We start from the raw sequence: 24,751 nt of genomic DNA, 5'->3' as shown, positions 1-24,751 counted from the left end.
ACTAGCTCTCACCTTGCGGTCGCGATGGCCGGGCGAGCGGCAGCCCCGCAGCCAGCCGGCCGAACGCCCGCTCCGCCGCCGCCACCGCGTCCGCCCGCACGTCCGCCACCCGCTCCCCCGCCGCGATCCGCCGCCAGTTCTCCAGCGCGAGAACCCGCAGTACGGCCATGATCTGCCCGGCCGCCAGCCGCGCGTCCAGATCACCCCCGAGCACCTCGGCCAGCGCGGCCTCCGACCGCTCCTGGTGCGTATGCGCACGGGCGACCAGGGAGGGCGTCCCGTAGAGCAGGGCGTGGAAGGCGAGCACCTGGGGATGGTCGTTGAGCCCGGTCACGGGATCACTTCGCTCCAGCCCGTCCAGAAAATGGCGCCGCAAGGCCTCCACCGGCGGCTCCTGCGCCCCGGCCACCACCCGCGCGGCCTCCCCCTCGTGGTCGGCGATCCGGTACAGCACCAGATCCTCCTTGGCCGGGAAGTACCGGAACAGCGTCGGCTTGGAGATCTCGGCCGCCGCCGCCACCTCGGCGACGGACACCGCGTCGAACCCCTTCTCCAGGAAGAGCCCCACCGCGATGTCCGACACGACCTGATACATCCGCCGCTTCTTGCGCTCACGCAGCCCGGTCTCGCTCATGGGGCGAGCCTACGCAGGGGCCAGGGTCAGGCCAGGGCTAGGCCAGGGCGCGGGCGAGATACGGATTCGCCGTGGACCTGACCGGAAGGCCGAGCGAGCCCGTGGCGACCGCCAGCGTCACCGCGTAGGAGTCCACCGCCCGCCGCACGTTCGGGGCGTCCAGGCTCGCGCCGGTCACGATGCGGTCCAGATCGACGTACGCGGACCGCACGATCTCCAGCCACCGGTACACCCGCCAGTCCTTGCGCCAGTCGCGGGTGTACTCGGCGGGCAGCCGCCGCTCCCAGCGGCGGAACATGCGGTCCCGGATCTCCGGCCGGGTCGGTGTGAGGTGCATGTGCCGGACGAGGTCGTACAGGGGATCGCCGACCACGGCCATCTCCCAGTCGATGATCGTCAGCGCCAGGTCGTCGTCGCGCCGTACGAGGTTCCAGGGGTTCAGGTCCCCGTGCAGCAGGGCAGGCTCCCGCCGGCTCACCTCGTGCCGGGAGAGGATCAGCTGCAACCGGTCCGCGGTAGGCAGCCCGAGGTGCCGGGCCAGTTGCTTCGACTCCTTCGGCAGATCCCGCACCAGGGAGATGAGCTGGTCACGCAGCCAGCGGTGGAAAGCGCCCTCACCGGCGGTCGGATCGACCTGCTTGTACCGCACCCGCGTCAGAGCGCACAGCTGGTCCACCAAGCCGTCCGCCTCGTGCGGCAGCAGTCCGTGGACGGGGTGATGGGGTGGCCGGTCGACGTCACGCGGTCCGACGTAGGTGTGGATGGCGATGGTGTCGCCCTGGAAGGTCTCGCCCAGCGCGAGCACCCTCGGCGCCGCCACCTCGATGGACGACTCCTCGATCGCGCGCAGCACGGTGTGCTCGCTGAGGAAGCCACGTTCCCGACGGCACACCTCGGGCAGCTTCCGCCGTACGACCACGGGGGAGTCGACGCCCGGCACCGACACCACCGTGTTCAGGTGCGCGGTCCCCTTGAAGACCCGGCCCGCCGGGGCGGCACCCTCTGCCAGCAAGGCCTCCCGGACCGCGGCGGACGGGAAGTCGGGGCGCTCCGGAACACGCCGGTCGGGCCGCCACTCGAACGCCTTCGCGATCCAGGCCCGGCCGCTGATGTCCCCGTTCATGCGCGACACCAGCCAGCGGAACAGGGCCCGCCTGATCTCGCCCTCACCCGGCACGCTCCCGAGCCGCAGCGGCTCCGCCGCGGCTTCGAGGGCCCGTCGCACCTCGGTCGTCGCCTCGTCCAGGCTCGTCTGCGTGAACGATTCCTCGAGGGACCGGGCGGCCCGCATCACGTCGGGGAAGACCGATTGGGCCCGCTCGAACGCCAGGTAGTGCCGCAGATCCTTGGCCAGTCCGTTGACGGCGGCCGGCCGGACCTCCTGCATGGCCTCGGCCCACGCCTCGACCACCTCGGCCCACTGGTGGGCCGGGTACCGCATGCGGACGAGGTGCGTGGCGAGGTCGTGCAGCGGGTCGCCGTAGGTCGCCAGCTCCCAGTCGACACAGATGAGAGGCGGATCGCCCGCGTAGGACACGATCACGTTGTCCCGGTGCAGATCGGCGTGGAGCAGGCTGTACGGCCGCCGGGCCATGGCGGGGACCCGCCCGGCCAGCCCGGCCAGAGCGTCTTCCGGGATGCCCAGCGCCGCGAACAGCCCACCGAAGGACGACCAGTTGGGCCGCCTGATCTGCCGGTCGGCCAGTTGGACCAGCGTCTGGAGGAACCCCTGGCTGTCCATGTCGTTGCGGGGCCAGGCTGACGGCAGGGCGGGCAGAGCCCCACGCCGCACCTGGGCCATCTGGGCGAGCAGACCGGCCAGCGCCTTGATGAGCAGGGTGTCGACAGGTTTGCCGTTGTCGCAGACGCTGGACAGCGGTACGCCCTCCACAAAGCTGTGGATCGCGAAATCGCTCCGGTTGACCAGGCACTCCGGCGCGTGCGGCAGGATTCCCCGGACGGCCTCGAGGATCTCCGCCTCGTTCTGCCAGGTCCGGATGACCACGGGCAGCGCGTCCGGTCGCCGGATACGGACGGTCACGGACGTCCCGGCCTCACGTCCGACCAGCCGGGCCATGTCCTCCGTCAACGGCAGGACGAAATTCTGGTTGTGATGGCCGCTGCTCGCCTGGCCCAGCTCGGCGGCCAGCCTGACGAAGGCCCGGTAGGCGGCGTCGTGCGAGGCGCGCTCCCCGAGGAAGGGACGGGGAAGAGGAGGTGCGCCCACTGGCCGCTCCGGAAGTACGAGAAGGGGAGAACGGTATGGCAAACCGTAAGGTCGCGGCCGGTGCCGCGCATGGCGGGTGAGCCATTGAGGGTGGATTTGCCACCCGTCTGCATGAGACGGCGTGAACTCGTTCTATGGTGGCCGGTTGCCCCCCTTCGGATACGAACGAGGACAGGCGTTTGACTCAATCGGTGCGCGGTGCGGGAATGCTACACCCAGCAACCCCCATGGCCCCTCGCGCCTCCCCGGCGCATTTCGTCACTCGGCGCGCTCGGCCAACAGGTCCCAGACGGAGTCGTACCACCTGCGCATGGTGTCCACGAAGATGGTCCCGGCCGAGTCGGGGTCACCGTCCCGCACGTGGTGCGTCAGCGTGGCGCCGAGGCCCAGGACGTCGAGCGCCCGCACCTGGTCCCCGCTCTCCAGGACCAGGGCCCGTTCGACGACCCGGTACAGGCCGTGCAGCACCTCGGCTTCGTTGATCACGTACAGCTTGAAGGTCGGTGTGAGGGGGGCGTGCCGGATCTCGAGGTCGACGGACGGGACCAGCTTCTCCGCCCGCAGCCCCTCCAGCACCTGGTGCAGGGACTCCGTGCTCCGCCTGGTGATGGTGCGGAAGCGGTCCCGCAGGCGGGGGGCGTCCTCGTCGTTCACGGCCCGGGGGTAGGGCAGCTCCAGCGACTCGGACGGCAGGAGCATGCGCAGCGCGATGCGCTCGGGCGCGATGAGGCCGGCGCGGATCCGTTCGTCCTGACGGCGGATGTGGACGTCCAAGGATTCCGAGGTCAACGTATAGACGTCCAGGGTGACTTCGCGCTGCTCGAACGCCTCGCTGATGAGCGGGTCCAGAGTCATCGGCCGCCGGGACCGTGTGGCCCTGGCCGTCTCGGACTGGATGCGCTGGTTCTTGATGACCCGGGCCCTGGTCCCCTGCCGGTTCTCGATCCAGCTCTCGTTGCCCAGTTCCTGGATGACCCGCTGCACGGTGTCCCTGGAGACTCCGAACTCCTCGGCGAGCTCGCGCTGCGAGGGCAGCAGAGCCCCCTGCGGATATGTCCCGTCCGCCATCCGCGTCCGCAGTTCTTCCGCCACATGCCGGAACGCCTTGCCGTCACCACTCCGCCTGGCAGTCACACGACGTACCTACCGCCGACAGCCGACAAGCAAACAGGTTCGGGTCAGGCAAGCAGTCCGTCCAACTTGCCGGTTAAGGGATCAAGTTGACCGGGCATGCCTGATGCAAGCAGGCAACCAGGCAAGTGGACCGATGAGTTGCCTGACCCACAGGCCCGGACGGGAGGCGAGCCGTGACGATCCAGTCGCGTCTGGCGGACTGCCTAGGCCCGCAGCAGCTCCAGCAGCGGTTCCAGGGAAGTCAGGACCGCGTCGGCCCCGGCCGCCCTCAGGAGCTTGGCCTTGCGTTCATTGCGCGCGAAGCCCAGGAACGGCACCCCGGCTCGTGCCGCCGCCTCGTGGTCGGAGGGCGTGTCGCCGATCATCAGAGCGTCGGACGGAGCCGCGCCCATCGCGCTCAGCGCCCGGTTGAGGCAGTGCGGGTCCGGCTTCAGAAGGTGGAGTTCCTGGGTGCGGCCGTAGATGTGAGGCTGGAAGCAGGGGACGAGGCCGCGGCTCGTGAGGTACTCGACGACCACGAGCGGGGAGTTGTTGGTGGCGATCGCCAGACGGGCCCCCACCGCCGTCCAGGTACGGATCAGCGGGTCCGCGTACGCGGTCGGCATCGCCGAAGACGCGGCCAGCCGCTCCTCCTGGGTGAGACGGGCCTCCAGATCGGCGACGAGATCGCTGCCGGGGTGCCGGCGGTCCACGGCGCGCAGCACCACATGCGGGTCGAGGGACTCTCGCTCGCCCTCTGTGAGCAGCCCGTGCAGCCCCCGGCCCTCCAGCCAGGACACCAGGTCGCTCGCCACCCGCTCCGCCGAGTGGTTGGCGAACAGACGGCAGATGGGCCCGTCGAAGTCCCACAGCACGACGCGGGCGCGTCTGATCAGATTCCGGAGCTCGTGCGAATCGCTTTCCGTCTGGACTTTCACCGCACCAGTCTGCGTCGTATCAGAAGTCACTAGGAGAGTGTCAGGTCCGTCGTGATGGTTTCCCAGAGGGCGTCGAACCACTTCTGGGATTCCTCCACGAACGCCGCGTCCCGCAGACCCGCCCGCTTCACGAAGGAGAAGAGGACGGACTTGGAGCCGAGGACGTCGTACATGTCCAGGGTCTGGCTGCCCCACTCCTCCTCGCGCCTGGTCAGCATGTAGTAGCCGATCAGCGCCTCCTCCTGGTTGAGGAGGTACAGCTTCACCGGCGGGGTGAACGGCAGCGCGCGGAACGTGACGTGTACGTCGATGCCGTGCGTGGAGCGCAGGGCCAGGAAGTTGTGCTGGAGGACCTGGCCCTGGGCGTTGCGCATGGCCAGCCAGCGCTGGTGGACCGGGTTGTCGTCGCCGTGGGCCTCCACGGGGACGGGGAAGGCCAGCTCGATGTCCCGGGAGGGGACGAGGATGCGGACGTCGATCGACTCGGGGTGGATCCGGCCCTCGTGGATCAGGCGGAGCGGTTCGCCGATGGCGACCATCAGGGTCTCCGCGGTGTGGCAGACCACGTCCACGCGGACGCGGCGGGCCGAGAACGCCTCCGTCAGCCGGGGCGCCAGTCCGACCATCGTCGGCTGGGGCTCGCCCCGGGCCGGTGCGGGCGCGGCGATGCGCGGGGGGCTGCCCTTGCTGACGTTGGTGAGGAGACCGTCCTCCTGGAGCGCCCGCAGGGCCTGGCGGACGGCGCCGCGTTCCACGCCGAACTCCTCCGCGAGTTCGGCCTGGGTGGGCAGGCGGTCGCCGGGCTTGAGCTCACCCGTGCGGATGCGTTCCCGCAGGTGGTCGGCGATCTCCTGGGGCGAGAGCCTTCTGCTGCCGTTGACTGCCACGTTCTCCGCCACGTCCTCCGCCACGTCCGCCTGGATCACGACCAAACGCTACAACTCTGATCCATCTGGCGGGAGTTGTTTGAAAGTTGTTTATGAGTAGGGGCCAAGTGGGGACAACTTAATCAGAGTTGGTTGCCAACTTACTCGAGTTGGCGGAAGTTTTGCTTCCGAACCTCCGAAGGGGGAAACCAATGCCCGCCCTCACTCTTCTCGCCGCCATCGCGGTCGTCGCCTTCGAGCAGTTCGTCCAGTGGAAGTACGGCCCAGTAGGCATCGTCGGCCTGCTCCTCCTCACCGTGGGGCTCAAGTCCAACAACTCCGCGGTCAGCTCCACGGGAGCCGTCGTGCTGGCACTGCTGGTGCTGAGGACCGCCCTATGAGTTCGTGAGCACCAGCTCCGAACTGATCGTCTCCCACAGCGCGTTGAACCAGAGGTGCGACTGCTCGACGAAGGTCGTGTCGCGCAGGCCCGGTCCCTGCCGGAAGGAGAACAGCATCGACCGGGTGCCCTGCGCGTCGTACATCTCCATCTGCTCGTGGTCGATCTCGGCCTCCCGGCGCGTCAGCGTGTAGTACGCGAACAGCGCCTCCGAGCCGTTGAGCAGGTACAGCTTCACCGGCGGGGTGAAGGGCAGCGCCCGGAACGTGACGTGCACGTCGATGCCGTGCGTGGCCCGCAGGGCCAGCAGATTGTGCTGGAGGACCTGCCCCTGGGCATTGCGCATCGCCAGCCACCGCTCGTGCACCCAGTCGTCGCCGCGCCCCTCGACCGGCACCGGGAAGGCGAGATCGATGTCCCGGCTCGGCAGCAGGACGCGGACGTCGACCTTGGCCGGTTTCAGCCGTCCGGCGTGGATCTGCCGCAGGGGTTCGCCGATCGCCAGCGTGAGGGAGATGGAGGTCAGGCACACGGCGTCGATCTCGACGTGCTCCGCCGCGAACGCCGCCGCGATCCGGGGCGCCAGGGCCACCGTCGTGGGCAGCGGCGGGGCTTGCGGGCCGGTCAGCGCCCTGGCGGGGTCGGCCGCGACGGTCGCCGGGCTTCCCTTGGACACGTTGGTGAGCAGCTGCTCGGACTGCAGGATGCGCAGCGCCTGGCGTACGGCACCGCGCTCGACGCCGAACTCGTCGGCGAGCTGCGCCTGCGTCGGCATGCGCTCACCGGACCGCAGCACTCCTGACCTGATCCGCTCGCGCAGTTCGTCGGCCACCTCTTGATGTGTTCTCTGTGGCCGTTGCGACCTCTTCCGTCCATTGACGGAGGTGTGTTCCGGGTCCACAACCAAACAGTACAACTTCCCGCCATCTTCCGGCAGTTCAGCGCAGGGTGGTTATGAGACGCTCCCAAGCGGCTATAAGTACAGAGAAGTTGGTCGCCAACTTATGCAACATGGTCAGACGGGTCTCCCATCCGGAGGGGAGCCGGGAGCCCGGCCGGTGAGTACCACCGCACAACAACCACAACCGAACAGCTCGCTACGGATGCGGGTCCCTGTACGTCGGCGGAAGGGAGCGGCTCAGAACATGTCCGGGCACCAAGGCCGCCTGGACGTACGCAGCAGGGCGTCGGCCTTCCGGGCGGCGCCCGCTCGTTCTTCCCGCACCCTCCCCAGCGCCGCCAGCCGCACCGCCGACTCGTCCCCCAGCCACAGCGCCCCCAACTCGCCCAGGGGCATGCTGAGTTCCGCGCTCTCGGTGGTCGGCGTACAGGACGCCCCCTCGGCGGAGGCCTCCAGCCGGTACCGCCCACCGGTCAGACCGTCCACTCCGGCGACCTCCAGCACCAGCGTCCCCTCCCCCTCGTACGTCCGCGCCTCCAGCGCCCGTACGACGTCCAGGATCCGCACCCACAGGAAGTCCGCCAGCGATGTGATCCTGGCCGCCCGCGGATCCGGCAGGAAGTGCGGGAGCAGGTCGTCGGGCGCCCGCCAGCCGCTCTTCACCTTCACGACCCAGTCGATGGAGCAGAGGTACTGCCACAGGGCGCGCTCCGCGGCCGGTGTCACCGCGGTCAGCCAGTTCACGGTCGCCGTGTTCAAGGGCTGCTTGGCCTCGCCCCAGTTGTCGTCCACCTCGTACGCGGCCATGCCCTCGACCTCGCCGGACGCCGAGCGGTACACGGCGAAGAAGGGCATCTTCCACGCCGGGTCGAACCGTACGGCGCCGGTGTTCACCTTCCACCAGAACTCGTCGCGGTTGATGGCGCCGGGCTGGATGCGGCACAGCCGCTCGTGCAGGTCGGGGCCGAGCTTGCGGACGTCGTCCCCGTCCACCAGGTCGATCCGGCCGCCGTCCGCCGGGCCCGACCAGCGGGCGTCGAAGCCGGCGCGCGGCACGTCGACCGTCCACTCGGCCATCCACGCCGCCGGCCCGAAGCCGTACCGGCCGTAGATCGGGTACTCGGCGGCGATCAGCGTCGCGACGACGGCCCCGCGGTCCTTCGCGGCCGCCAGGTCCCGCGCCATCATCCGGCTGAGCAGCCCGCGGCGGCGGTGGGTGGCGGTGACGGTGACACCCGTGACGGCGTCGGCCGGGACGGTCGCCCCGCCCACGACCGTGAGCTCCTGGTCGAAGGAGCGGAAGGTCGCCACGCACCGGCCGCCGTCGAAGGCACCGAGGAAGCGCCCCGGAACGAAGTTCCGGCGACGGCCCTCGATCTCCTCCGCCGAGACGACGGGCCCTCGCAGAAAGCCGGTGTGCACGGCACGCAGCCACTCGGCGTGTTCTGCTTCGGCGATGGGGCGTATGTCGATGTCGGCTTCGCGGGTCATGGGCTCACGCTAGGCGGAGGGCCGGTCGGTGTCGCGCGGATTTCCCGGCACCGGCCCTCCCCTGACCGCGAGCGGCTCAGACCAGCAGGTCGTCGACCTGCGCCTCCCCCTCGCGGTAGCGGCGGGCGATCTCCGCGCCGCACTCGTCGGCCGTGCGCTGGAGCCGCTGGCGCCGCCGGGAGACCTGCTGCTCGTAGCGCACGAGCCGGCCCATCGCCGTGTTCAGCTCCAGGTCCGTCCGCGCCCCCAGGTCGGACAGCTCGACCTCGCCGAGCATCTCCGCGGCCAGCCGCCGGGACTCCTCGCCCTGCGGGGTGGAGAGCGTCACATGGCGGGCGGAGGAGCGGTGCCGGGCCGGGGCGTCCCGCAGGATCTCCGCCAGCCGCTCGACGACGGACGCCTCCGCGGGCGCCGCGACGGCGGTCACGTCCGCCGGTGTACGCCGTGCCAACTCCGCGCGCAGGATGTCGATCCGCCCCTGGAGCAGCCGCCGTACATAGCTGAGGTCGGCCTCGTCGCGCTGGGCCTCGCGGCGCAGCGTGCGCAGCTCGGTCAGGCTCAGCGCGGTCCGATCGGGCTCGGGAGCGTCCGACGGCAGCTGCGGGCTGTCCGTGCGCTGTGTGGGCGGCCGGTGGTATTCCGTCGCCCCGATCCCCGTGTACGTCGACCAGACAGCCCCCGACTGCTGCCCGGTGCTGGATGTGCTCATGTGCCTCAACCGTCCCCTCGACCGGTGTGTGCATGCATCGTGCCACCCCAAGTGGCCGCTATGGGAACGAGTGCCCCCGATAGACCCCAGATGGGCGGTTAAGCAGCAAAATACGGCCGTGGGCGGCCCGTTGGCGCCCGGCGCAAACCACCCGTTCGTGCCATGCGCGCACCACCCGCGGCGTGACGTTCACCGCCCTGCATGATGGACGTATGCGAGCAGTGGTGCAGAGGGTGGACGGCGCGAGCGTCGTCGTGGACGGCGAGACCGTGGGCGCGATCGAGGGCGAGGGGCTGTGCGTCCTGGTCGGCGTCACACACGAGGACACCAAGGAGAAGGCGGCCCAGCTGGCCCGCAAACTGTGGTCGATCCGCATGCTGCACGACGAGAAGTCATGCAGCGACATCGACGCCCCGCTCCTGGTGATCAGCCAGTTCACCCTCTACGGCGACGCCCGCAAGGGCCGTCGCCCCACCTGGAACGCCGCCGCCCCCGGCGATGTCGCCGAGCCGCTGGTCGACGAGGTGGTCGCCCAGCTGCGCTCCCTGGGCGCGACGGTGGCCACGGGCCGCTTCGGGGCGGCGATGCGTGTATCACTGACGAACGACGGCCCGTTCACCGTGCAGATCGAAATCTGACCCGAAAGGTCTACAAGTCCTCACGGCGCGAGACTTACGGCTCGACGACGACTTCCTGGGCCGCGGCCGTGTCCCCTGCCAGCAGCCGGGCGTCCACGGCCACGTTCCGCTTCACCAGCGCGAGGGCGACCGGGCCGAGCTCGTGGTGGCGTACGGAGGTCGTGATGAAGCCGATCTTCCGGCCGTCGGGGCCGTCGTCCGCGAGCCGGACCTCGGTGCCGGCCACCGGCAGGTGGACCTCGCTGCCGTCCAGGTGCAGGAAGACCAGCCGGCGCGGGGGCTTGCCCAGGTTCTGCACCCGGGCGACCGTCTCCTGCCCCCGGTAGCAGCCCTTCTGCAGGTGCACCGCCGAGCCGATCCAGCCGAGCTCGTGCGGGATGGTGCGGTGGTCCGTCTCGAAACCGAGCCGGGGCCGGTGCTGCTCCACGCGCAGCGCCTCGTAGGCCAGGATCCCCGCCGGCGGCCCGGCCTGCTCGGCGTACGCCTCCAGGTCGGCACGCGGCAGGAACAGGTCCCGGCCGTGCGGCGTCTCGCGTACGGCGACGCCCTGCGGCACCTCGGCGATGGAGCCGGCCGGCAGGTGCACCACCGCGGTGTCGGCCGTGCGGTCGGCGACCTCGACCCGGTAGAAGAACTTCATCGACTCCAGGTACGCGATCAGCGCCTCCTGGGTGCCCGGCTCCACATGGGCCCAGACCGTCTCGCCGTCGTCGACGAGGTACAGGGCGTGCTCGATGTGGCCGTTCGCGGAGAGGATCAGCGCCTCGGTGGCCCGGCCCACGGGGAGCTCGCTCACGTGCTGGGTGAGCAGCAGGTGCAGCCAGGCCAGCCGGTCCTCGCCGGTGACGGCGACGACCCCGCGGTGCGAGAGGTCCACGAAACCGGTGCCGTCGGCGAGGGCGCGCTGCTCACGGAACAGGTCGCCGTAGTGGGCGGCGACGCCTTCGTCCACGCCCTCGGCGGGGACGGCGCCGGGCAGGGTCAGCAGGGGGCTCTTCATACGGATAAGCCTACGACTCGGTAGTTGAAGCCTTGAGTGTGCAGTCCCGGCACCGGCCGAAGATCGCGAAGTGCTTCATGTCGGTGTCGAAGCCGAACGTCTGCCGCAACTTGTCGGTGAACTCGGCGGCCACGGAGACGTCCGCCTCGATGACGTTCTGGCAGTCACGGCAGACCAGGTGGAGATGGTGGTGCCGGTCCGCGAGGTGGTATGTCGGCGCCCCGTGTCCCAGATGGGCGTGGCTGACCAGCCCGAGCTCCTCCAGGAGCTCCAGGGTCCGGTAGACGGTGGAGACGTTGACCCCCGACGCCGTCTTCCGCACTTCCACGAGGATGTCGTCGGGGGTCGCGTGCTCCAGGGTCTCGACGGCTTCGAGCACGAGTTGCCGCTGCGGTGTCAGCCGGTAGCCGCGCTGCCGCAGATCGCTCTTCCAGTCGGTGCTCACCACACCTCGAGTCTAGAACTACTTGAAGAAGGCGATGCCGTCGTCCGGCATGTCGTCGGGGAGGGCCTTGGCCCAGCGCTCGACCTCTTCCGGGGTGACGACCTTCTTCAGATGGGCGGACATGTAGGGGCGCAGCTCGACCTCGGGGGTCTGCTTCTCGCCGACCCACATCAGGTCGCTCTTGACGTAGCCGTAGAGCCGCTTGCCGCCGGTGTAGGGCTGGGAGGCGGCCGTGCGGGCCACGGCGTCGGTGACCAGGTCGATCTGGGGCTTCTGGTCGGCCAGCTCGCCGTACCAGATCTCGATGACGCCGTCGTCGCGGGTCATCGTCACCTCGACCTTGCGGTTCGCGTCGATGCGCCAGAAGCCGTGCTCGGACTCCAGGGGCCGGACCTTGTTGCCGTCCTGGTCGAGCACCCAGGAGTGGGAGTGGTACTCCAGGAAGTCCCGGCCGTCGTGGGTGAAGGTGACCTCCTGCCCGAAGTTGCACTTCTCGGAGCCGGGGAAGTCGTGCACACCGGCACCCGCCCAGTTGCCGAGCAGGAAGGCGAGCGGGACGAGGTCCTTGTGGAGGTCGGACGGGATCTCGATCATGGGAACTTCCTAGACGGGGGTCAGCGCTGGCCCTGGTACAGCTTCTTCACGGTCAGTCCGGCGAAGGCGAGGACGCCCACGGCGACCAGGACCAACAGGATTTCGAAGAAAAGCTCCACGGGGTGCTCCTTGAGCGGGGTGCGAATGGGTGCACAGGGCCGAGGCCAGCTTACGCGGGCCCCTTCGGCACTTCGATTCCGGACTACGCTTCCGGCTATGGCGAAGAAGCTGGTGATCAAGGTGACGGCGGGGTCCGACGCCCCCGAGCGGTGCTCTCAGGCGTTCACGGTGGCGGCGGTCGCCGTCGCCAGCGGCGTCGAGGTCTCCCTGTGGCTGACCGGCGAATCCGCCTGGTTCGCCCTCCCCGGCCGCGCCGCCGACTTCGACCTCCCGCACGCGGCCCCGCTGCCCGACCTGCTCGACTCCATCCTCGCGGCCGGCCGCGTCACCCTGTGCACGCAGTGCGCGGCCCGCCGGGAGATCACGGAGAAGGATGTCATCGAGGGTGTCCGCATCGCGGGCGCGCAGGTCTTCGTCCAGGAGGCCATGGCGGACGAGGCGCAGGCGCTCGTCTACTGAGCCGCCTGCGCGGTGTCCGGCGCCTCCGTGTGGAGGCAGAACGGGTGGCCCGCAGGGTCCAGCAGCACCCGGACCCCGGCCTGCGGCTGGAACTCGGCGAGCCGCGCACCCTCGGCGACGGCCCGCGCGGTCTCGCGCTGGAGGTCGTCGACCTCGATGTCGAGGTGGATCATCATCTGCTGCCGGTCCGGTGCGCTCGGCCAGGCGGGCGGCCGGTAGGCGGGCTCGGTCTGGAAGGACAGTCCGGTACCGCCGTCCGGCGGCCGGATGTGCACCCAGTCCTGCCAGTCCTCCCCGCGCCACACGCGCCAGCCGGGCAGCAGCCGCAGGTAGAAGGCGGCCAGCTCACGGGCGTTCGGCGCGTCCAGTGTCGCCGCCGTCAGGCGCATGGAACCCTCCCCCTGGCCGGTTCAGCCCCGGCGCTTCTTGCCGTCCAGCTCGTCCCACCACTCGTCGGACTGGGGATCCCCGGACGGGTCGTCCCACCAGCGGTCGTCGGGGCCACGGCGGTTCGCGACCATCGCGGCGACGGGCGGGATGACCATGGCCACGACGCACATGCCGACGGCCACCGGGATGGACCACAGGCGTACGACGCCCCAGGCCAGGACGAAGAGGGCGATGCAGCCGCCCATCATCGCGAAGTAGGTGCGCCGCCGTCGTGCGTACATGCGTCCAGCGTAGATCCGGGCAGCCCGAAGGGCCGCACCCCAGGCGTCCAACCCAGGGGGTGCGGCCCTTGAGAACCTGTCGCCGTCAGACGGCGATCGCGACCTCCGCCAGTCCGCCCTGCTGGGCGACGACCGTGCGGTCGGCGGTGGCGCCGGGCACGAGGGCACGGACGGTCCAGGTGCCCTCGGCCGCGTAGAAGCGGAACTGTCCGGTCGCCGAGGTCGGCACCTCGGCCGTGAACTCGCCGGTCGAGTCCAGCAGACGGACGTAGCCCACCACGGGCTCGCCGTCCTTGGTCACCTGACCCTGGATCGTGGTCTCACCGGGCTTGATCGTCGAGGCGTCGGGGCCGCCGGCCTTCGCTCCACACATGTCGTTCTCCTGAAGGGGGTGATGAAAGGTCGGTCGGAGGTCTTACTTGTTGGCGCCGAGCTCGATCGGCACGCCCACCAGGGAGCCGTACTCGGTCCAGGAGCCGTCGTAGTTCTTGACGTTCTCCACACCGAGCAGCTCGTGCAGCACGAACCAGGTCAGCGCGGAGCGCTCACCGATGCGGCAGTAGGCGATGGTGTCCTTCGCCAGGTCCACCTGCTCCTCGGCGTAGAGCTCCTTGAGCTCGTCGTCCGACTTGAAGGTGCCGTCGTCGTTGGCGTTCTTGGACCACGGGATGTTCCGGGCGCTGGGCACGTGGCCGGGGCGCTGGGACTGCTCCTGCGGCAGGTGGGCCGGGGCGAGCAGCTTGCCGGAGAACTCGTCGGGCGAGCGCACGTCGACCAGGTTCTGCGAACCGATGGCGGCCACGACGTCGTCGCGGAAGGCGCGGATGGACGTGTTCTGGGCCTTGGCCTTGTAGTCCGTCTTCGGACGCTCGGGCACCTCGTCGCCGGCGACGAGCTCGCGGGCGTCGAGCTCCCACTTCTTGCGGCCGCCGTCGAGGAGCTTGACGTTGTCGTGGCCGTACAGCTTGAAGTACCAGTACGCGTACGAGGCGAACCAGTTGTTGTTGCCGCCGTACAGGACCACCGTGTGGTCGTTGCCGATGCCCTTGTCCGACAGGAGCTTCTCGAAGCCCTCCTGCGTGACGAAGTCACGGCGGACCGGGTCCTGGAGGTCCTTGGTCCAGTCGATCCGGATGGCGTTCTTGATGTGGTTCTTCTCGTAGGCGGACGTGTCCTCGTCCACCTCGACGATGGCGATGGTCGGGTCGTCCAGGTGCTCCTGAAGCCAGTCGGCGTCGACCAGGACGTCGCTGCGGCTCATGCTCTTTCTCCTCCGGGGCAGTTACGGCGGGGCGTGCGAGGTATGCGGGCGCGAGCCCATGACGAGGGCGGCGCACGGGTGCCCTTGATCCAGGGCGGCGGGGATGCGCGCGTCGGAGCAGGCCGACGCGGTCGCTCAGAAGGTGCGACAGAGCATGGCGGCGACGCGGCACAGGTCTACTGCCCGCCGCTTCGTGAGATCCGCCTGTCGCTTCATGCCGTCGATCGTAGGGACGGCAGGGTGCGCGTGTCACCGGTGTGTCGCATATTGAGACGCAAAGATCCGCCATATGGGATCAGCGGCCCGTCCGTGCGTCTCCCGCACGGGTGCGGCCCGCCTGTATTCGCCGTCACATCTGCGCTACGGACTCCGCCGTCTCGCCCACCGGACAGCCCTGGTCGGTGCGGCCGCCTCGCGCCTTCCTTACCCGGCCAGTCGGACGTTGGAACCCTTCACCGTGATCTCCACGCCGTTCGGTGCCGCCTGGACCTTGTCCAGCTCGATGCCGCCGGGCAGGCCGTCGATCTTCTGCTGGAAGTCGGTGATGGCCCGGACGCGGGACTCGGCGATCTCGACGCCGCCGAACTTGGGCAGGCCGTCGGCCTTCACCCGCACCTCGCCGTCGACGACCGTCACCGAGCTGAGCACGGAGACCGGCTCGGGCAGCTTGGTGCCGAGAACGGTGGCCTCGACGGTGACCTTGATCTTGCCGTTGCCGCCGTCGGAGAGGCCGACGACGTTGGCGGTGACGCCCGGGGCGACCTGGGTCGGCTCGGACTTCGCGGTCTTCAGCAGTTCGTCGTAGGCGATGGTCGCGGTGCCGGTGGCGCTTGTGGCGGTGGCGGAGCTGTAGTCGCCGGAGAACTCGACGCCCTGCATGTCGGCCCTGAGGTCGTCGATCCGGATCTTCTGGCCGCCGTTGCCCGCGGCGGCCTCGTAGTCCTGGATGCCGACCTCGATGTCGTCCAGGGAACCGCCGGCGACCTGGGTGAGGAACGGGAAGCCCTTGATGGAGACGTCGGGGGTCGCCGAGAGGTTCTCCGTCGTCTTCAGGCGGTCGGCGGCCTCGTCCTCGGCGAAGTTCACCGCGACGCGGTCGGCGATCACGAAGAGCCCGCCCAGGATCACGACGACGATCAGCAGTATTCGCAATGCGCGCATGCGGTGTTTCCCCCACCTCGGCGGTTGGACGGCGGTCCGGTCCCTGACGACCGGGTGGCCGCCCAAGCGTGAGGGTAACTCCGTGAGATGTGGGCGCCCGGGATTTGTCGATCATCTGTGACAGGCAGGGCCCGGCCCCCACGCACGCATGCGCTAGACCAGGGCCCGGCCCAGCAGATACACCGCAGGGGCCGCGGCGGACAGCGGCAGGGCCACGCCCGCCGTGAAGTGGACGAAGCGGGACGGGTAGTCGTAGCTTGCGACCCGGTGGCCGATCAGGGCGCAGGCACCCGCGCCCGCGCCCAGCAGGGCGCCCGAGGTACCGACCCCCGTCATCGCGCCGGCCGCGACGCCCGCGCCCGCCGCCGCGAGCAGCGCCACCACCACGGACGCCGGCGTCGGCAACGGCAGGGCGCGGGCCAGGACCGCGACGGCCACCGCGACCGCTCCGACCGTCACCGCGTCCGCGTCGGCCGCGAGATAGCCGCCCGCGACGATCGCCAGCGCCGCCGCCGCGACCGTCGCCATCAGGCCGTACATCCGCTCGTCCGGGTCGGCGTGCGAGCGCAGTTGCAGGACGAGGGAGAGGAGGACCCAGACCCCGAGCGTGCCCAGGATCGCCGACGGCGAGCGGTCCGACACCAGCAGCGCCGCGTCCGCGGCCAGCGCCCCCGCGAAGCCCAGCGCGATGCCCTGCCGCGCCGGCCACATCCCGTTCAGCCGGAACCAGCCCGCCGCGGTGACGGCCTGGAGGGCGACGAGGGGAACCAGCAGCGCGTACGTGCCGACGGCAGCGGCGCCCGCCAGCAACAGCCCGAGCAGTGCCGTCAGCGCCGCCGGCTGCATCCCGGGCTCTATGATCGGCGACCGCCCCTCCGCCCGCGCCCGCTGCGCGTCCGTGACGCGCGTGTTCCCGCCGACGGTGGCGGGTCCGTACCCGGAATCGGGAGCGGGAGTGCCGGGGACCGCCTCGGGGGCGGCCGGAGCCGCGTACCCCTGCGGGGGCAGATACGCCGTCTCCTCCGCCGCCGTCACCGGCTGGTGCGTCTGCGTCTCCCAGGTCTGCCCCTGCCACTGCTGCGTGTATTGCGTGTGCTGGGGGTGCTGGGGGTGCTGCTGGGCGGCGTACGGATCGTCGTACGGCTGCTGCCCGGGCCACGCCTGCGGCTGCTGCCCGTAAGGGTCGTAGCCCTCGTGCGGCTGGTTGCTCATCGTCATCCTCCTGCGAACGGCGGGAGCACCTCGACCGTGCCGCCGTCGGCCAGCCGTACCGTCTCATGTCCGCGGGTGCCCACGGGGTCACCGTCGACGAGGAACGAGCATCGCCGCAGGACACGCTCGAGTTCGCCGGGGTGTCGCTCGCGCACCCCGTCGAGCGCCTCGGCGAGCGTGGCCGCCTCGTACGGCTCCTCGGCCACCCCGGCCGCGGCCTTGGCGGCGGCCCAGTAGCGCACCGTGACCTTTGGCATCTGCTTCCTCAATCGCTCGTCGGTGAACTTTGTCAGGCTAGCCCGCCCGGCCGACGGCCCAGTCCCCGATGCGCGCCAGCAACGCGTCGTCCGCCGCGTGCTCGGCGTGCCCCATGCCCGGCTCCAGCCACAGTTCGCCCTGGTCACCGGCGGCCGCGGCCAGCATCCGGGGATGGTCGAGTGGGAAGTAGCCGTCGGCGTCGCCGTGCACGATCAGCAGAGGCGTGGGGGCGATCCTCGCCGCCGCCTCCACCGGGGAGAGGGGGACCGGGTCCCAGTCCCGGTGGTGGATGCGCGTACCGAAGCCGTACCGGCTCACCGCCCGGCCCTCGGGCCGCGTCACCAGCCAGTGCAGCCGGCGCATGGGCGCCGTCCCCCGGTAGTACCAGCGGGCGGGCGCGCTGACGGACACCACCGCGTCCGTACCCGCCTCGTACAGCGCCGCGTGCCGCAGCACCACCGAGCCGCCCATGGAGAACCCCACCGTCGCCACGCGCGCGTGCCCGAGCTCCCGGGCCCACTCCACGGCCACCGCGAGGTCGAGGACCTCCCGGTCCCCGACCGTGGACCGCCCGCCGGACGCCCCGTGGCCCCGGAAGGAGAAGGTGACGACGGCCCCGTGCCGGGCGAAAGCCCCGGCCACCCGCCGGACGTGCGGCCGGTCCACGGCACCGGTGAAGCCGTGGGCGACGACGAACACGGGATGAGCGGAAGGCGTCCCCAAGGCGTCGTATACAGCGGTACCCGGGTCGTATACGGCGTCGATCGTCACGCCGTCGCTGGTGCGCAGAAAGGTGCGCGACGGCGTCCGCACGGGCGTTCTGGCGATCGTCTCGGAGTTCGGACGAACGGTGGAACGCGCCACATGACCTGCCCGACCAGAGCTCATGTGGGCTATTCTGCTGGGCAGAGGACTCGGGCAGCGACGCCCCCGGGTCCTTTTGTGCTTTCGGAAGCGTTGTATACGAAGCGGGAAACCGCAGGTGTACGGGCCTTCGGGATCGCAGAGCTGTGCTGTACCAACAAACGTCCTCGCAGGGACCGAGGAGGAACCAGACATATGAGTTCTCTGCTGCTCCTGACCAACGCCCTCCAGCCGTCGACGGAGGTGCTCCCCGCCCTCGGCCTGCTCCTGCACAACGTGCGAGTGGCCCCCGCGGAGGGCCCCGCCCTCGTCGACACCCCGGGTGCCGATGTCATCCTCGTCGACGGCAGGCGCGACCTGCCGCAGGTCCGCAGCCTGTGCCAGCTGCTGCGCTCGACCGGACCGGGCTGCCCGCTGATCCTCGTCGTCACGGAGGGCGGCCTCGCCGCGGTCACCGCGGACTGGGGCATCGACGACGTCCTGCTCGACACCGCCGGCCCGGCTGAGGTCGAGGCCCGGCTGCGGCTGTCCATGGGACGGCAGCAGATCGTCAGCGACGACTCCCCGATGGAGATCCGCAACGGCGACCTGTCAGTCGACGAGGCGACGTACTCCGCCAAACTCAAGGGCCGCGTCCTCGACCTCACCTTCAAGGAGTTCGAGCTCCTGAAGTACCTCGCCCAGCACCCCGGCCGCGTCTTCACCCGCGCCCAGCTGCTGCAGGAGGTCTGGGGCTACGACTACTTCGGCGGTACGCGCACGGTCGACGTGCACGTACGACGGCTGCGCGCCAAGCTCGGGCCCGAGCACGAGTCGCTGATCGGCACCGTCCGGAACGTCGGTTATCGATTCGTTACGCCGGAGAAGGTGGAGCGCGCCGCAGAGGAAGCGAAGGCTCAGGCAGCCAAGGCAAAGCAGGACACCCCGGACAAGTCGGCCGCCCTGGATGCCGCCGAGACCCGAGCCAAGGCGTAAAGAGGCGTATCGCGGTGCCCACCTGGGCATCGCTTTCCGCGAGGGCGGCTCCGTACGGCGATCGGGATATCGTACGGAACCTCCTTTACGCCCTGCCCAGAGCCGGTATATCCGCGTAGACTCCGCGCGTGGCCAAGGTGACTCGGGATGATGTGGCGCGGCTGGCAGGGACTTCCACTGCCGTGGTCAGCTATGTCATCAACAACGGACCCCGGCCGGTCGCCCCGGCCACGCGCGAGCGTGTACTCGCCGCGATCAAGGAACTGGGGTACCGGCCCGACCGCGTGGCCCAGGCCATGGCGTCCCGGCGTACGGATCTCATAGGCCTGATCGTGCCGGACGCGCGCCAGCCCTTCTTCGGGGAGATGGCGCACGCGGTCGAACAGGCCGCGTCCGAGCGCGGAAAGATGGTGCTCGTCGGGAACTCCGACTACATCGGCGAACGCGAGGTCCACTATCTGCGGGCCTTCCTGGGCATGCGCGTCTCGGGGCTCATCCTCGTCAGCCACGCGCTCAACGACCTGGCAGCCGCCGAGATCGAGGCCTGGGACGCCCGGGTCGTGCTGCTGCACGAGCGGCCCGAGGCCATAGACGACGTCGCCGTCGTCACGGACGACCTGGGCGGCGCCCAGCTCGCGGTACGCCACCTGCTGGAGCACGGCTACCCATACGTGGCCTGTATGGGCGGCATAGCGGAGACCCCCGCGGTCGGCGACCCGGTCTCCGACCACGTCGAGGGCTGGCGGCGCGCGATGGACGAGGCCGGCATCTCCACGGAGGGCCGCCTCTTCGAGGCCCTCTACAACCGCTACGACGCCTACCAGGCCGCCCTGAAGATCCTCTCCGGCCCCGAGCGCCCGCCCGCGATCTTCTGTTCCACCGACGACCAGGCGATCGGCCTGCTGCGGGCGGCGCGCGAGCTGCGGATCGACGTCCCCGGCGAGCTGGCGGTGGCCGGGTTCGACGACATCAAGGAGGCGGCGCTGGCCGATCCGCCCCTGACCACGATCGCCTCGGACCGTCCGGCGATGGCCCGCGTGGCGGTGGACCTCGTCCTCGACGACGGCCTGCGGGTCGCGGGCGCGCGGCGGGAGCGGCTGAAGGTGTTCCCGTCCAGGTTGGTGACGCGGCGGTCCTGCGGCTGCGCGTAACCTCCGGCGGTTGGGCAGCGGACCTCTTTATATCGGGCATACGAGGTTCTGTCGGGCTTCTCAGGGAGCCCTCAGGAAGCTCTCATGGTCGGGCGACAAGCTCTGAGACATGACCGAGAGCATGTACTCCCAGCATGGATCCTCTCCCGTGAACCCCGAGTGGCCGCCTCCGCCGGTCCACCCGCCGGTGCAGCCCGCCCCGCACAGGAAGCGCCGCGGGCCGGTGGCCCTGCTCGCCGCCGTGGCGATCGTCGCCGCGGCGATAGGCGGCGGCACCGCCTACGGCATCCAGGAGCTGACCGGCAACGACACCGTCACCTCCAGCTCCACCAGCACCAACGTGGTGCCGTCCAGCCAGAAGGGCACGGTCTCCGGGGTCGCCAAGGCGGTCAGCCCGAGCATCGTCGAGATCAACGCCGACTCGAACGCCGGGTCCTCCACCGGCTCCGGTGTGATCATCACGGGTGACGGCGAGATCATCACCAACAACCACGTCGTCGCGGGCGCCTCGCAGATCAAGGTGAGGACCGACGACGGCAAGTCCTACACCGCCGAGGTCGTCGGCACCGACAGCAAGAAGGACCTGGCGCTGATCAAGCTGGAGAACGCCTCCGGCCTGAAGACCGCGACACTCGGCGACTCGGCCGGGGTGGGGGTCGGCGACCAGGTCGTGGCGATCGGCTCCCCGGAGGGCCTGACCGGCACCGTCACCAGCGGCATCATCTCCGCCCTCGACCGGGACGTGACGGTCTCCACGGACGAGAGCCAGGGCCAGGGGCAGGGGCAGCAGGGCGGCGAGTGGCCGTTCGAGTTCGGAGGCCGGGAGTTCAACGGCGACACCGGCTCGGACACGACGACGTACAAGGCGCTCCAGACCGACGCGTCCCTCAACCCGGGCAACTCCGGCGGCGCGCTGATCGACATGAACGGCAACATCATCGGGATCAACTCCGCGATGTACTCGGCGGCCGGCGCGTCCTCGTCCGCCGCCGCGGGCAGCGTGGGCCTGGGCTTCGCGATCCCGATCAACACCGTCAAGGCCGACCTCGCCACGCTGCGGGCCGGTTCCACGGACTGAGCTTGTTCACGGAACGAGGAGTAAGGCGATGATCCAGCAGGTCGCGCACACGGAGTCCGGCGGCGATCCGGCCGGGGTCGGGCTGGCCCTGGCGGTCGCGTACGAACTGCACGCGCCGACGGGCCGGGCACCGGAGGTGGCGGCGACGGCCGAGGCGGCCCGGCGGGCGGGCCGGGCAGCCGCCCGACGCCGCACCGCACGGGCCTGAGGCCCGGTGCTCGTGCGAGGCTGAGAGCGTCAGAGCCCCCCGCCCCAGCCCTCCCCGCCCCTCCCCTTCACACCCGAGGACCCCGAGCCCATGAGCCCCGCAGACGGCGACCGTGACCCCCAGCGCATCCTGATCGTCGACGACGAGCCGGCGGTACGCGAAGCACTTCAGCGCAGCCTCGCCTTCGAGGGGTACGGGACCGAGGTCGCCGTCGACGGCGCGGACGCGCTGGTGAAGCACGCGGCGTACCGGCCCGACCTGGTCGTCCTCGACATCCAGATGCCCCGCATGGACGGGCTGACCGCCGCGCGCCGCATCCGCGCCACCGGCGACACCACGCCCATCCTGATGCTCACGGCCCGTGACACGGTCGGCGACCGGGTCACCGGCCTCGACGCGGGCGCCGACGACTACCTGGTCAAGCCCTTCGAACTGGACGAGCTCTTCGCCCGCATCCGTGCCCTGCTGCGCCGCAGCTCCTACGCGGCGGCCGTGGGCGCGGGCAACCCGGCCGACGAGGACGCGCTCACCTTCGCCGATCTGCGCATGGACCTCGCGACGCGCGAGGTCACCCGGGCCGGCCGCCAGGTGGAGCTGACCCGCACGGAGTTCACGCTCCTGGAGATGTTCATGGCCCACCCGCGCCAGGTCCTCACGCGGGAGCAGATCCTCAAGGCGGTCTGGGGCTTCGACTTCGAGCCGTCGTCGAACTCCCTCGACGTCTACGTCATGTACCTGCGCCGCAAGACCGAGGCGGGCGGCGAACCGCGCCTCGTCCACACGGTGCGCGGTGTCGGATACGTACTGCGGCCGGGCGGCGCGGAGTGAACAAGGTCGTACGCCGGTTCCGCTCCCTGCCGATCCGGTCCCGGCTGGCGCTGCTGGTGGCGGCGGCGGTGGCGTTCGCGGTGGCGGCGGTGTCGGTGACGTGCTGGTTCATCGTGCAGGGGAAGTTGTACGACCAGGTGGACGATGACCTGCAGTCGTCGTTCCGGACCATTCAGGCCGACGAGTTCGACGCGCTGACGAAGGCGTGCCCCCAGAACCCGTCGAACACGCTCGGCGGAGCGCCACGGCCGCAGACCTACGCGCAGGTCGTCAGGACCGACGGCAAGGTCTGCCGCTTCAGCAGCCTCATGCCCCAGGTGAACGTGACGAGCGGCGACAAGGACGTGGCCAGGCACCCCGACTACCGGACGGCCGTCTTGCGCAACGGCACGGACAGCGACGGCAATTCGGTGCGGGTGCTGACCACGGCGGTGGTCGTGAAGGACGGCCCGTTCGAGCAGGGCGTGGCCGCCGACTACGCGCTGGTCATCGCGGTCCCGCTCAAGGGAACGGAATCCACGCTCAACGAGCTGGCGCTGATCCTGCTGCTGGTCTCGGGCGTAGGGGTGTTCGGCGCGGGAGCGGCCGGCCTCACGGTCGCACGCGCGGGCCTCCGCCCGGTCGACAAACTCACCGAGGCGGTCGAGCACGTGGCCCGCACGGAAGACCTGGACGTCCGCATCCCGGTCGACGAGGCGAGCGACGACGAGGTGGCTCGACTGTCCCGCTCCTTCAACTCGATGACGTCGGCCCTGGCCAGTTCGCGAGAACTCCAGCAACAACTGATCGCGGACGCGGGCCACGAGCTGCGTACGCCACTGACGTCGTTGCGCACCAACATCGAACTCCTCACCCGCAGCGAGGAGACGGGCCGCCCCATCCCCGAGGCGGACCGCAAGGCCCTGCTCGCCTCGGTGAAGGCACAGATGACAGAACTGGCCGCACTCATCGGCGACCTGCAGGAACTCTCCCGCCCGGACACGGGCCAGCACTCGGGCCGGACGCAGATCGTGGCCTGGCAGGACACCGTCGAGTCGGCCCTGCGCCGTGCCCGGCTGCGCGGCCCGGAGCTGACGATCACGGCGGACATCGAGCCCTGGTTCGTCCGGGCAGAGCCCTCGGCCCTGGAACGGGCGGTGGTCAACATCCTCGACAACGCGGTGAAGTTCAGCCCGGAGGCCGGCACGATCGAGGTCCGCCTCGCCGCAGGCACCCTCACGGTCCGCGACCACGGCCCGGGCATCCCCGCCGACGAACTCCCCCACGTCTTCGACCGCTTCTGGCGCTCCCCGAGCGCGAGGGCCCTGCCGGGCTCGGGCCTGGGCCTGTCGATCGTGGCGAGGACAGTGCAGCAGGCCGGGGGCGAGGTGTCCCTGTCCCCCGCCGAGGGGGGCGGCACGGTGGCGACGGTACGGCTGCCGGGGGCGGCGGTACCACCGCCGGAGGATCTGCCCTCGTCCTGAGGCCGGGGTGGGTCAGCTACGGCACATCGAACGGAAACTGTCGGGGCCGCCCCGCCTTAGGCAACCTCTGCTACGTCGTCGAGCAAACCTTCGCCCTGCAAAGGGGCTGCCGCAAGGCGAGCAGACTCGTTCACCTCTTCCCAGCATGCGCTCAAACAATACGACATATAGACCAATCGCAAACGGATTGGTGATCAACCGCATCTTTCGGGGGTTGAGTTGCTGCCTATAACACCATAAATAGGCAACTTCGCTGGAAAATGAGGCGAATGCAACCAAGATACCGCGACCGAAAGATCGTGACGCGCTTCACACTCCATACGGAGCGTGAGCGGAATGACTCACTCCGTCCCATCTTGCCCCCTTGATCCCATTCTTGGATAACCGCGAATACATCAGAGAGTCGCCGGCGGTAAGCGAGGCTTGACCGGCGAAGTGCCTTAATCACTGGTCGAGAATGAACTCCCGGTATACAGTCCTGATCACCGCCGGGAATTGTCCATCGCATTGCATGTCTGTGCGACGACAGGATTCGCGCGCCATGCATAGGGGGTTCCTGCGCATAGCGAGATCCACCGGTTCGGTGTTCCGTAAGACCCAACGACTCAATGACCCAATGGGGAGAAAAATGTTCCGCAAGCTGCGCATGCGCCATCTTGTAACTGCGGCAATTGCCATGCCCACCGCAATGATGCTCGCCTCCGGTACTGCACACGCCGCCGGAAACACGACCCTCGTCTACACAGCCGATGGGGGCAGCATTATGGGAGGAAAGGCGATCTTGTATGGCAACTCGAGCCCGGAAAGACTTCGGGCCTGCGATACAGAGACGGATGGCCACAGCGTTATCGCCATAGTGACGTGGAACGATAACGGCCCTCACGGTGCGGAAATCGTAGACTCTGATGGATCGTCCGATTTCTGCGATAACAAGCCCGGGAACATAAAGATAGTGCAGATACCCGAGGGACGGGGATACGTGGTTACGGCGTGCCTCTACGAGTCGGGATCCAAGAAGAAGTGGGCCTGCGACTCCAAGTCAGGCTCGGCGTGATCAAAAGCCTCTACTCATCACTGAAACAAGAA

General features: G+C 69.8%; 30 protein-coding genes. 10 read left to right on the top strand and 20 right to left on the bottom strand.

The genetic code is table 11. The features are described from left to right. Position 1: 1 nt before the first annotated feature. The 5 genes from AC07DF_RS26905 to AC07DF_RS26885 all read right to left on the bottom strand — a co-directional run bounded on the left by AC07DF_RS26905 (position 2) and on the right by AC07DF_RS26885 (position 5,838). The gene (locus AC07DF_RS26905) at positions 2–634 is read right to left on the bottom strand and encodes a TetR family transcriptional regulator (RefSeq protein ID WP_478976468.1); all 633 of its coding nucleotides are present in this window, start codon (positions 632–634) and stop codon (positions 2–4) included. A gap of 37 nt (positions 635–671) precedes the next feature. Then, on the bottom strand, positions 672–2,861 hold the full coding sequence (locus AC07DF_RS26900; protein ID WP_478976465.1) for a phosphotransferase family protein: 2,190 nt from the start codon (positions 2,859–2,861) through the stop codon (positions 672–674). A gap of 258 nt (positions 2,862–3,119) precedes the next feature. After that, a complete protein-coding gene (locus tag AC07DF_RS26895) occupies positions 3,120–3,995 on the bottom strand; it encodes a winged helix-turn-helix domain-containing protein (RefSeq protein WP_478976462.1) in 876 nt (291 codons plus the stop codon). 203 nt (positions 3,996–4,198) lie between these two features. Beyond that, positions 4,199–4,993 carry an HAD family hydrolase gene (locus AC07DF_RS26890; RefSeq protein WP_478976458.1) on the bottom strand — a complete coding sequence of 265 codons (795 nt, stop codon included), beginning with the start codon at positions 4,991–4,993 and terminating at the stop codon, positions 4,199–4,201. Further along, the gene (locus AC07DF_RS26885) at positions 4,942–5,838 is read right to left on the bottom strand and encodes a winged helix-turn-helix domain-containing protein (RefSeq protein WP_478976455.1); all 897 of its coding nucleotides are present in this window, start codon (positions 5,836–5,838) and stop codon (positions 4,942–4,944) included. The genes AC07DF_RS26890 and AC07DF_RS26885 overlap by 52 nt, the downstream gene beginning before the upstream one ends. 152 nt (positions 5,839–5,990) lie before the next feature. On the opposite strand from AC07DF_RS26885, the gene AC07DF_RS26880 reads away from it, so the two are divergent. Next, the gene (locus AC07DF_RS26880) at positions 5,991–6,179 is read left to right on the top strand and encodes a hypothetical protein (protein WP_189729472.1); all 189 of its coding nucleotides are present in this window, start codon (positions 5,991–5,993) and stop codon (positions 6,177–6,179) included. On the opposite strand, the gene AC07DF_RS26875 is transcribed toward AC07DF_RS26880, so the two are convergent. From AC07DF_RS26875 to AC07DF_RS26865, 3 genes are all read right to left on the bottom strand, one after another. Next, the gene (locus AC07DF_RS26875) at positions 6,174–7,085 is read right to left on the bottom strand and encodes a FadR/GntR family transcriptional regulator (RefSeq protein WP_478976451.1); all 912 of its coding nucleotides are present in this window, start codon (positions 7,083–7,085) and stop codon (positions 6,174–6,176) included. The two genes, AC07DF_RS26880 and AC07DF_RS26875, sit on opposite strands and share 6 nt — an antisense overlap. Positions 7,086–7,316: 231 nt before the next feature. Continuing rightward, on the bottom strand, positions 7,317–8,570 hold the full coding sequence (locus tag AC07DF_RS26870; RefSeq protein WP_478976448.1) for a GNAT family N-acetyltransferase: 1,254 nt from the start codon (positions 8,568–8,570) through the stop codon (positions 7,317–7,319). Positions 8,571–8,646: 76 nt separating this feature from the next. Further along, positions 8,647–9,279: an RsiG family protein gene (locus AC07DF_RS26865; protein ID WP_478976445.1), complete on the bottom strand. Its 633-nt coding sequence runs from the start codon at positions 9,277–9,279 to the stop codon at positions 8,647–8,649. Between the two features lie 212 nt (positions 9,280–9,491). Here AC07DF_RS26865 and dtd point away from each other — a divergent pair, with 212 nt between their 5' ends. Beyond that, positions 9,492–9,917 (top strand): D-aminoacyl-tRNA deacylase, encoded by a 426-nt coding sequence (dtd, locus tag AC07DF_RS26860; RefSeq protein WP_030242984.1) that lies wholly within the window; start codon positions 9,492–9,494, stop codon positions 9,915–9,917. A 34-nt stretch (positions 9,918–9,951) separates the two neighbouring features. Here the strand turns inward: dtd and ygfZ are convergent, their stop codons facing one another. The 3 genes from ygfZ to AC07DF_RS26845 are packed head-to-tail and all read right to left on the bottom strand — an operon-like array spanning position 9,952 to position 11,956. Beyond that, positions 9,952–10,917: a CAF17-like 4Fe-4S cluster assembly/insertion protein YgfZ gene (gene ygfZ / locus AC07DF_RS26855; protein WP_478976441.1), complete on the bottom strand. Its 966-nt coding sequence runs from the start codon at positions 10,915–10,917 to the stop codon at positions 9,952–9,954. A 10-nt stretch (positions 10,918–10,927) separates the two neighbouring features. After that, positions 10,928–11,365: a Fur family transcriptional regulator gene (locus tag AC07DF_RS26850; RefSeq protein WP_478976438.1), complete on the bottom strand. Its 438-nt coding sequence runs from the start codon at positions 11,363–11,365 to the stop codon at positions 10,928–10,930. Positions 11,366–11,380: 15 nt separating this feature from the next. Next, positions 11,381–11,956 carry a heme-binding beta-barrel domain-containing protein gene (locus tag AC07DF_RS26845; RefSeq protein WP_478976435.1) on the bottom strand — a complete coding sequence of 192 codons (576 nt, stop codon included), beginning with the start codon at positions 11,954–11,956 and terminating at the stop codon, positions 11,381–11,383. A gap of 216 nt (positions 11,957–12,172) precedes the next feature. Between AC07DF_RS26845 and AC07DF_RS26840 the strand changes: the two genes are divergently transcribed. Beyond that, positions 12,173–12,535 (top strand): DsrE family protein, encoded by a 363-nt coding sequence (locus AC07DF_RS26840; RefSeq protein ID WP_478976433.1) that lies wholly within the window; start codon positions 12,173–12,175, stop codon positions 12,533–12,535. Here the strand turns inward: AC07DF_RS26840 and AC07DF_RS26835 are convergent. The 9 genes from AC07DF_RS26835 to AC07DF_RS26795 form a co-directional block, all read right to left on the bottom strand. Beyond that, positions 12,529–12,924 carry a VOC family protein gene (locus AC07DF_RS26835; protein ID WP_478976430.1) on the bottom strand — a complete coding sequence of 132 codons (396 nt, stop codon included), beginning with the start codon at positions 12,922–12,924 and terminating at the stop codon, positions 12,529–12,531. The genes AC07DF_RS26840 and AC07DF_RS26835 overlap by 7 nt on opposite strands. A 21-nt stretch (positions 12,925–12,945) precedes the next feature. Then, positions 12,946–13,206 (bottom strand): DUF3099 domain-containing protein, encoded by a 261-nt coding sequence (locus AC07DF_RS26830; protein ID WP_382494847.1) that lies wholly within the window; start codon positions 13,204–13,206, stop codon positions 12,946–12,948. Between the two features lie 85 nt (positions 13,207–13,291). After that, a complete protein-coding gene (locus AC07DF_RS26825) occupies positions 13,292–13,579 on the bottom strand; it encodes a DUF1416 domain-containing protein (RefSeq protein WP_003991226.1) in 288 nt (95 codons plus the stop codon). Positions 13,580–13,621: 42 nt separating this feature from the next. Continuing rightward, positions 13,622–14,467 carry a sulfurtransferase gene (locus tag AC07DF_RS26820; protein WP_478976425.1) on the bottom strand — a complete coding sequence of 282 codons (846 nt, stop codon included), beginning with the start codon at positions 14,465–14,467 and terminating at the stop codon, positions 13,622–13,624. 135 nt (positions 14,468–14,602) lie between these two features. Then, a complete protein-coding gene (locus tag AC07DF_RS26815; RefSeq protein WP_350310325.1) occupies positions 14,603–14,683 on the bottom strand; it encodes a putative leader peptide in 81 nt (26 codons plus the stop codon). A gap of 207 nt (positions 14,684–14,890) precedes the next feature. Further along, positions 14,891–15,628, bottom strand: coding sequence for an LmeA family phospholipid-binding protein (locus tag AC07DF_RS26810; RefSeq protein ID WP_478976422.1), 738 nt, complete (start codon positions 15,626–15,628; stop codon positions 14,891–14,893). A 153-nt stretch (positions 15,629–15,781) separates the two neighbouring features. Further along, positions 15,782–16,846 carry a hypothetical protein gene (locus tag AC07DF_RS26805; protein WP_478976419.1) on the bottom strand — a complete coding sequence of 355 codons (1,065 nt, stop codon included), beginning with the start codon at positions 16,844–16,846 and terminating at the stop codon, positions 15,782–15,784. Beyond that, positions 16,843–17,097 (bottom strand): MoaD/ThiS family protein, encoded by a 255-nt coding sequence (locus AC07DF_RS26800; protein ID WP_010036212.1) that lies wholly within the window; start codon positions 17,095–17,097, stop codon positions 16,843–16,845. Before AC07DF_RS26800 ends, AC07DF_RS26805 begins: the two co-directional genes overlap by 4 nt. A gap of 37 nt (positions 17,098–17,134) precedes the next feature. Next, entirely contained in the window at positions 17,135–17,986 is an 852-nt protein-coding gene (locus AC07DF_RS26795) for an alpha/beta hydrolase (protein ID WP_478976414.1), read from the bottom strand. 171 nt (positions 17,987–18,157) lie between these two features. On the opposite strand from AC07DF_RS26795, the gene AC07DF_RS26790 reads away from it, so the two are divergent. The 7 genes from AC07DF_RS26790 (at position 18,158) to AC07DF_RS26760 (ending at position 24,719) form a co-directional block, all read left to right on the top strand. Continuing rightward, positions 18,158–18,937, top strand: coding sequence for a winged helix-turn-helix transcriptional regulator (locus tag AC07DF_RS26790; RefSeq protein ID WP_478976411.1), 780 nt, complete (start codon positions 18,158–18,160; stop codon positions 18,935–18,937). A gap of 128 nt (positions 18,938–19,065) precedes the next feature. Beyond that, positions 19,066–20,088, top strand: a complete 1,023-nt coding sequence (locus AC07DF_RS26785) for a LacI family DNA-binding transcriptional regulator (protein WP_478976408.1) — start codon at positions 19,066–19,068, stop codon at positions 20,086–20,088. Positions 20,089–20,197: 109 nt separating this feature from the next. Continuing rightward, positions 20,198–21,166 carry a S1C family serine protease gene (locus tag AC07DF_RS26780; protein ID WP_478976404.1) on the top strand — a complete coding sequence of 323 codons (969 nt, stop codon included), beginning with the start codon at positions 20,198–20,200 and terminating at the stop codon, positions 21,164–21,166. 28 nt (positions 21,167–21,194) lie between these two features. Further along, positions 21,195–21,374 carry a hypothetical protein gene (locus AC07DF_RS26775; RefSeq protein ID WP_478976401.1) on the top strand — a complete coding sequence of 60 codons (180 nt, stop codon included), beginning with the start codon at positions 21,195–21,197 and terminating at the stop codon, positions 21,372–21,374. Positions 21,375–21,464: 90 nt separating this feature from the next. Continuing rightward, positions 21,465–22,202, top strand: a complete 738-nt coding sequence (locus AC07DF_RS26770) for a response regulator transcription factor (protein WP_478976398.1) — start codon at positions 21,465–21,467, stop codon at positions 22,200–22,202. Next, a complete protein-coding gene (locus AC07DF_RS26765; protein ID WP_478976395.1) occupies positions 22,199–23,665 on the top strand; it encodes a HAMP domain-containing sensor histidine kinase in 1,467 nt (488 codons plus the stop codon). The genes AC07DF_RS26770 and AC07DF_RS26765 overlap by 4 nt, the downstream gene beginning before the upstream one ends. Before the next feature lie 628 nt (positions 23,666–24,293). Beyond that, positions 24,294–24,719: a hypothetical protein gene (locus AC07DF_RS26760; protein ID WP_478976392.1), complete on the top strand. Its 426-nt coding sequence runs from the start codon at positions 24,294–24,296 to the stop codon at positions 24,717–24,719. The last annotated feature ends 32 nt before the right edge of the window (positions 24,720–24,751 follow it).

The organism is Streptomyces sp. NPDC044719, from assembly GCF_056433405.1.
Note: the sequence above shows the minus strand (reverse complement) of the source record. Positions and strands in the feature narration are given on the sequence as shown.

Excerpts from the sequence above, each read along its gene's own strand:
- AC07DF_RS26905 (WP_478976468.1), bottom strand. The coding sequence starts at position 634 with ATGAGCGAGACCGGGCTGCGTGAGCGCAAGAAGCGGCGGATGTATCAG.
- AC07DF_RS26880 (WP_189729472.1), top strand. The coding sequence starts at position 5,991 with ATGCCCGCCCTCACTCTTCTCGCCGCCATCGCGGTCGTCGCCTTCGAG.
- AC07DF_RS26870 (WP_478976448.1), bottom strand. The coding sequence starts at position 8,570 with ATGACCCGCGAAGCCGACATCGACATACGCCCCATCGCCGAAGCAGAA.
- AC07DF_RS26865 (WP_478976445.1), bottom strand. The coding sequence starts at position 9,279 with ATGAGCACATCCAGCACCGGGCAGCAGTCGGGGGCTGTCTGGTCGACG.
- dtd (WP_030242984.1), top strand. The coding sequence starts at position 9,492 with ATGCGAGCAGTGGTGCAGAGGGTGGACGGCGCGAGCGTCGTCGTGGAC.
- ygfZ (WP_478976441.1), bottom strand. The coding sequence starts at position 10,917 with ATGAAGAGCCCCCTGCTGACCCTGCCCGGCGCCGTCCCCGCCGAGGGC.
- AC07DF_RS26845 (WP_478976435.1), bottom strand. The coding sequence starts at position 11,956 with ATGATCGAGATCCCGTCCGACCTCCACAAGGACCTCGTCCCGCTCGCC.
- AC07DF_RS26840 (WP_478976433.1), top strand. The coding sequence starts at position 12,173 with ATGGCGAAGAAGCTGGTGATCAAGGTGACGGCGGGGTCCGACGCCCCC.
- AC07DF_RS26835 (WP_478976430.1), bottom strand. The coding sequence starts at position 12,924 with ATGCGCCTGACGGCGGCGACACTGGACGCGCCGAACGCCCGTGAGCTG.
- AC07DF_RS26830 (WP_382494847.1), bottom strand. The coding sequence starts at position 13,206 with ATGTACGCACGACGGCGGCGCACCTACTTCGCGATGATGGGCGGCTGC.
- AC07DF_RS26825 (WP_003991226.1), bottom strand. The coding sequence starts at position 13,579 with ATGTGTGGAGCGAAGGCCGGCGGCCCCGACGCCTCGACGATCAAGCCC.
- AC07DF_RS26820 (WP_478976425.1), bottom strand. The coding sequence starts at position 14,467 with ATGAGCCGCAGCGACGTCCTGGTCGACGCCGACTGGCTTCAGGAGCAC.
- AC07DF_RS26815 (WP_350310325.1), bottom strand. The coding sequence starts at position 14,683 with ATGAAGCGACAGGCGGATCTCACGAAGCGGCGGGCAGTAGACCTGTGC.
- AC07DF_RS26810 (WP_478976422.1), bottom strand. The coding sequence starts at position 15,628 with ATGCGCGCATTGCGAATACTGCTGATCGTCGTCGTGATCCTGGGCGGG.
- AC07DF_RS26805 (WP_478976419.1), bottom strand. The coding sequence starts at position 16,846 with ATGACGATGAGCAACCAGCCGCACGAGGGCTACGACCCTTACGGGCAG.
- AC07DF_RS26800 (WP_010036212.1), bottom strand. The coding sequence starts at position 17,097 with ATGCCAAAGGTCACGGTGCGCTACTGGGCCGCCGCCAAGGCCGCGGCC.
- AC07DF_RS26795 (WP_478976414.1), bottom strand. The coding sequence starts at position 17,986 with ATGAGCTCTGGTCGGGCAGGTCATGTGGCGCGTTCCACCGTTCGTCCG.
- AC07DF_RS26790 (WP_478976411.1), top strand. The coding sequence starts at position 18,158 with ATGAGTTCTCTGCTGCTCCTGACCAACGCCCTCCAGCCGTCGACGGAG.
- AC07DF_RS26780 (WP_478976404.1), top strand. The coding sequence starts at position 20,198 with ATGACCGAGAGCATGTACTCCCAGCATGGATCCTCTCCCGTGAACCCC.
- AC07DF_RS26775 (WP_478976401.1), top strand. The coding sequence starts at position 21,195 with ATGATCCAGCAGGTCGCGCACACGGAGTCCGGCGGCGATCCGGCCGGG.
- AC07DF_RS26770 (WP_478976398.1), top strand. The coding sequence starts at position 21,465 with ATGAGCCCCGCAGACGGCGACCGTGACCCCCAGCGCATCCTGATCGTC.
- AC07DF_RS26760 (WP_478976392.1), top strand. The coding sequence starts at position 24,294 with ATGTTCCGCAAGCTGCGCATGCGCCATCTTGTAACTGCGGCAATTGCC.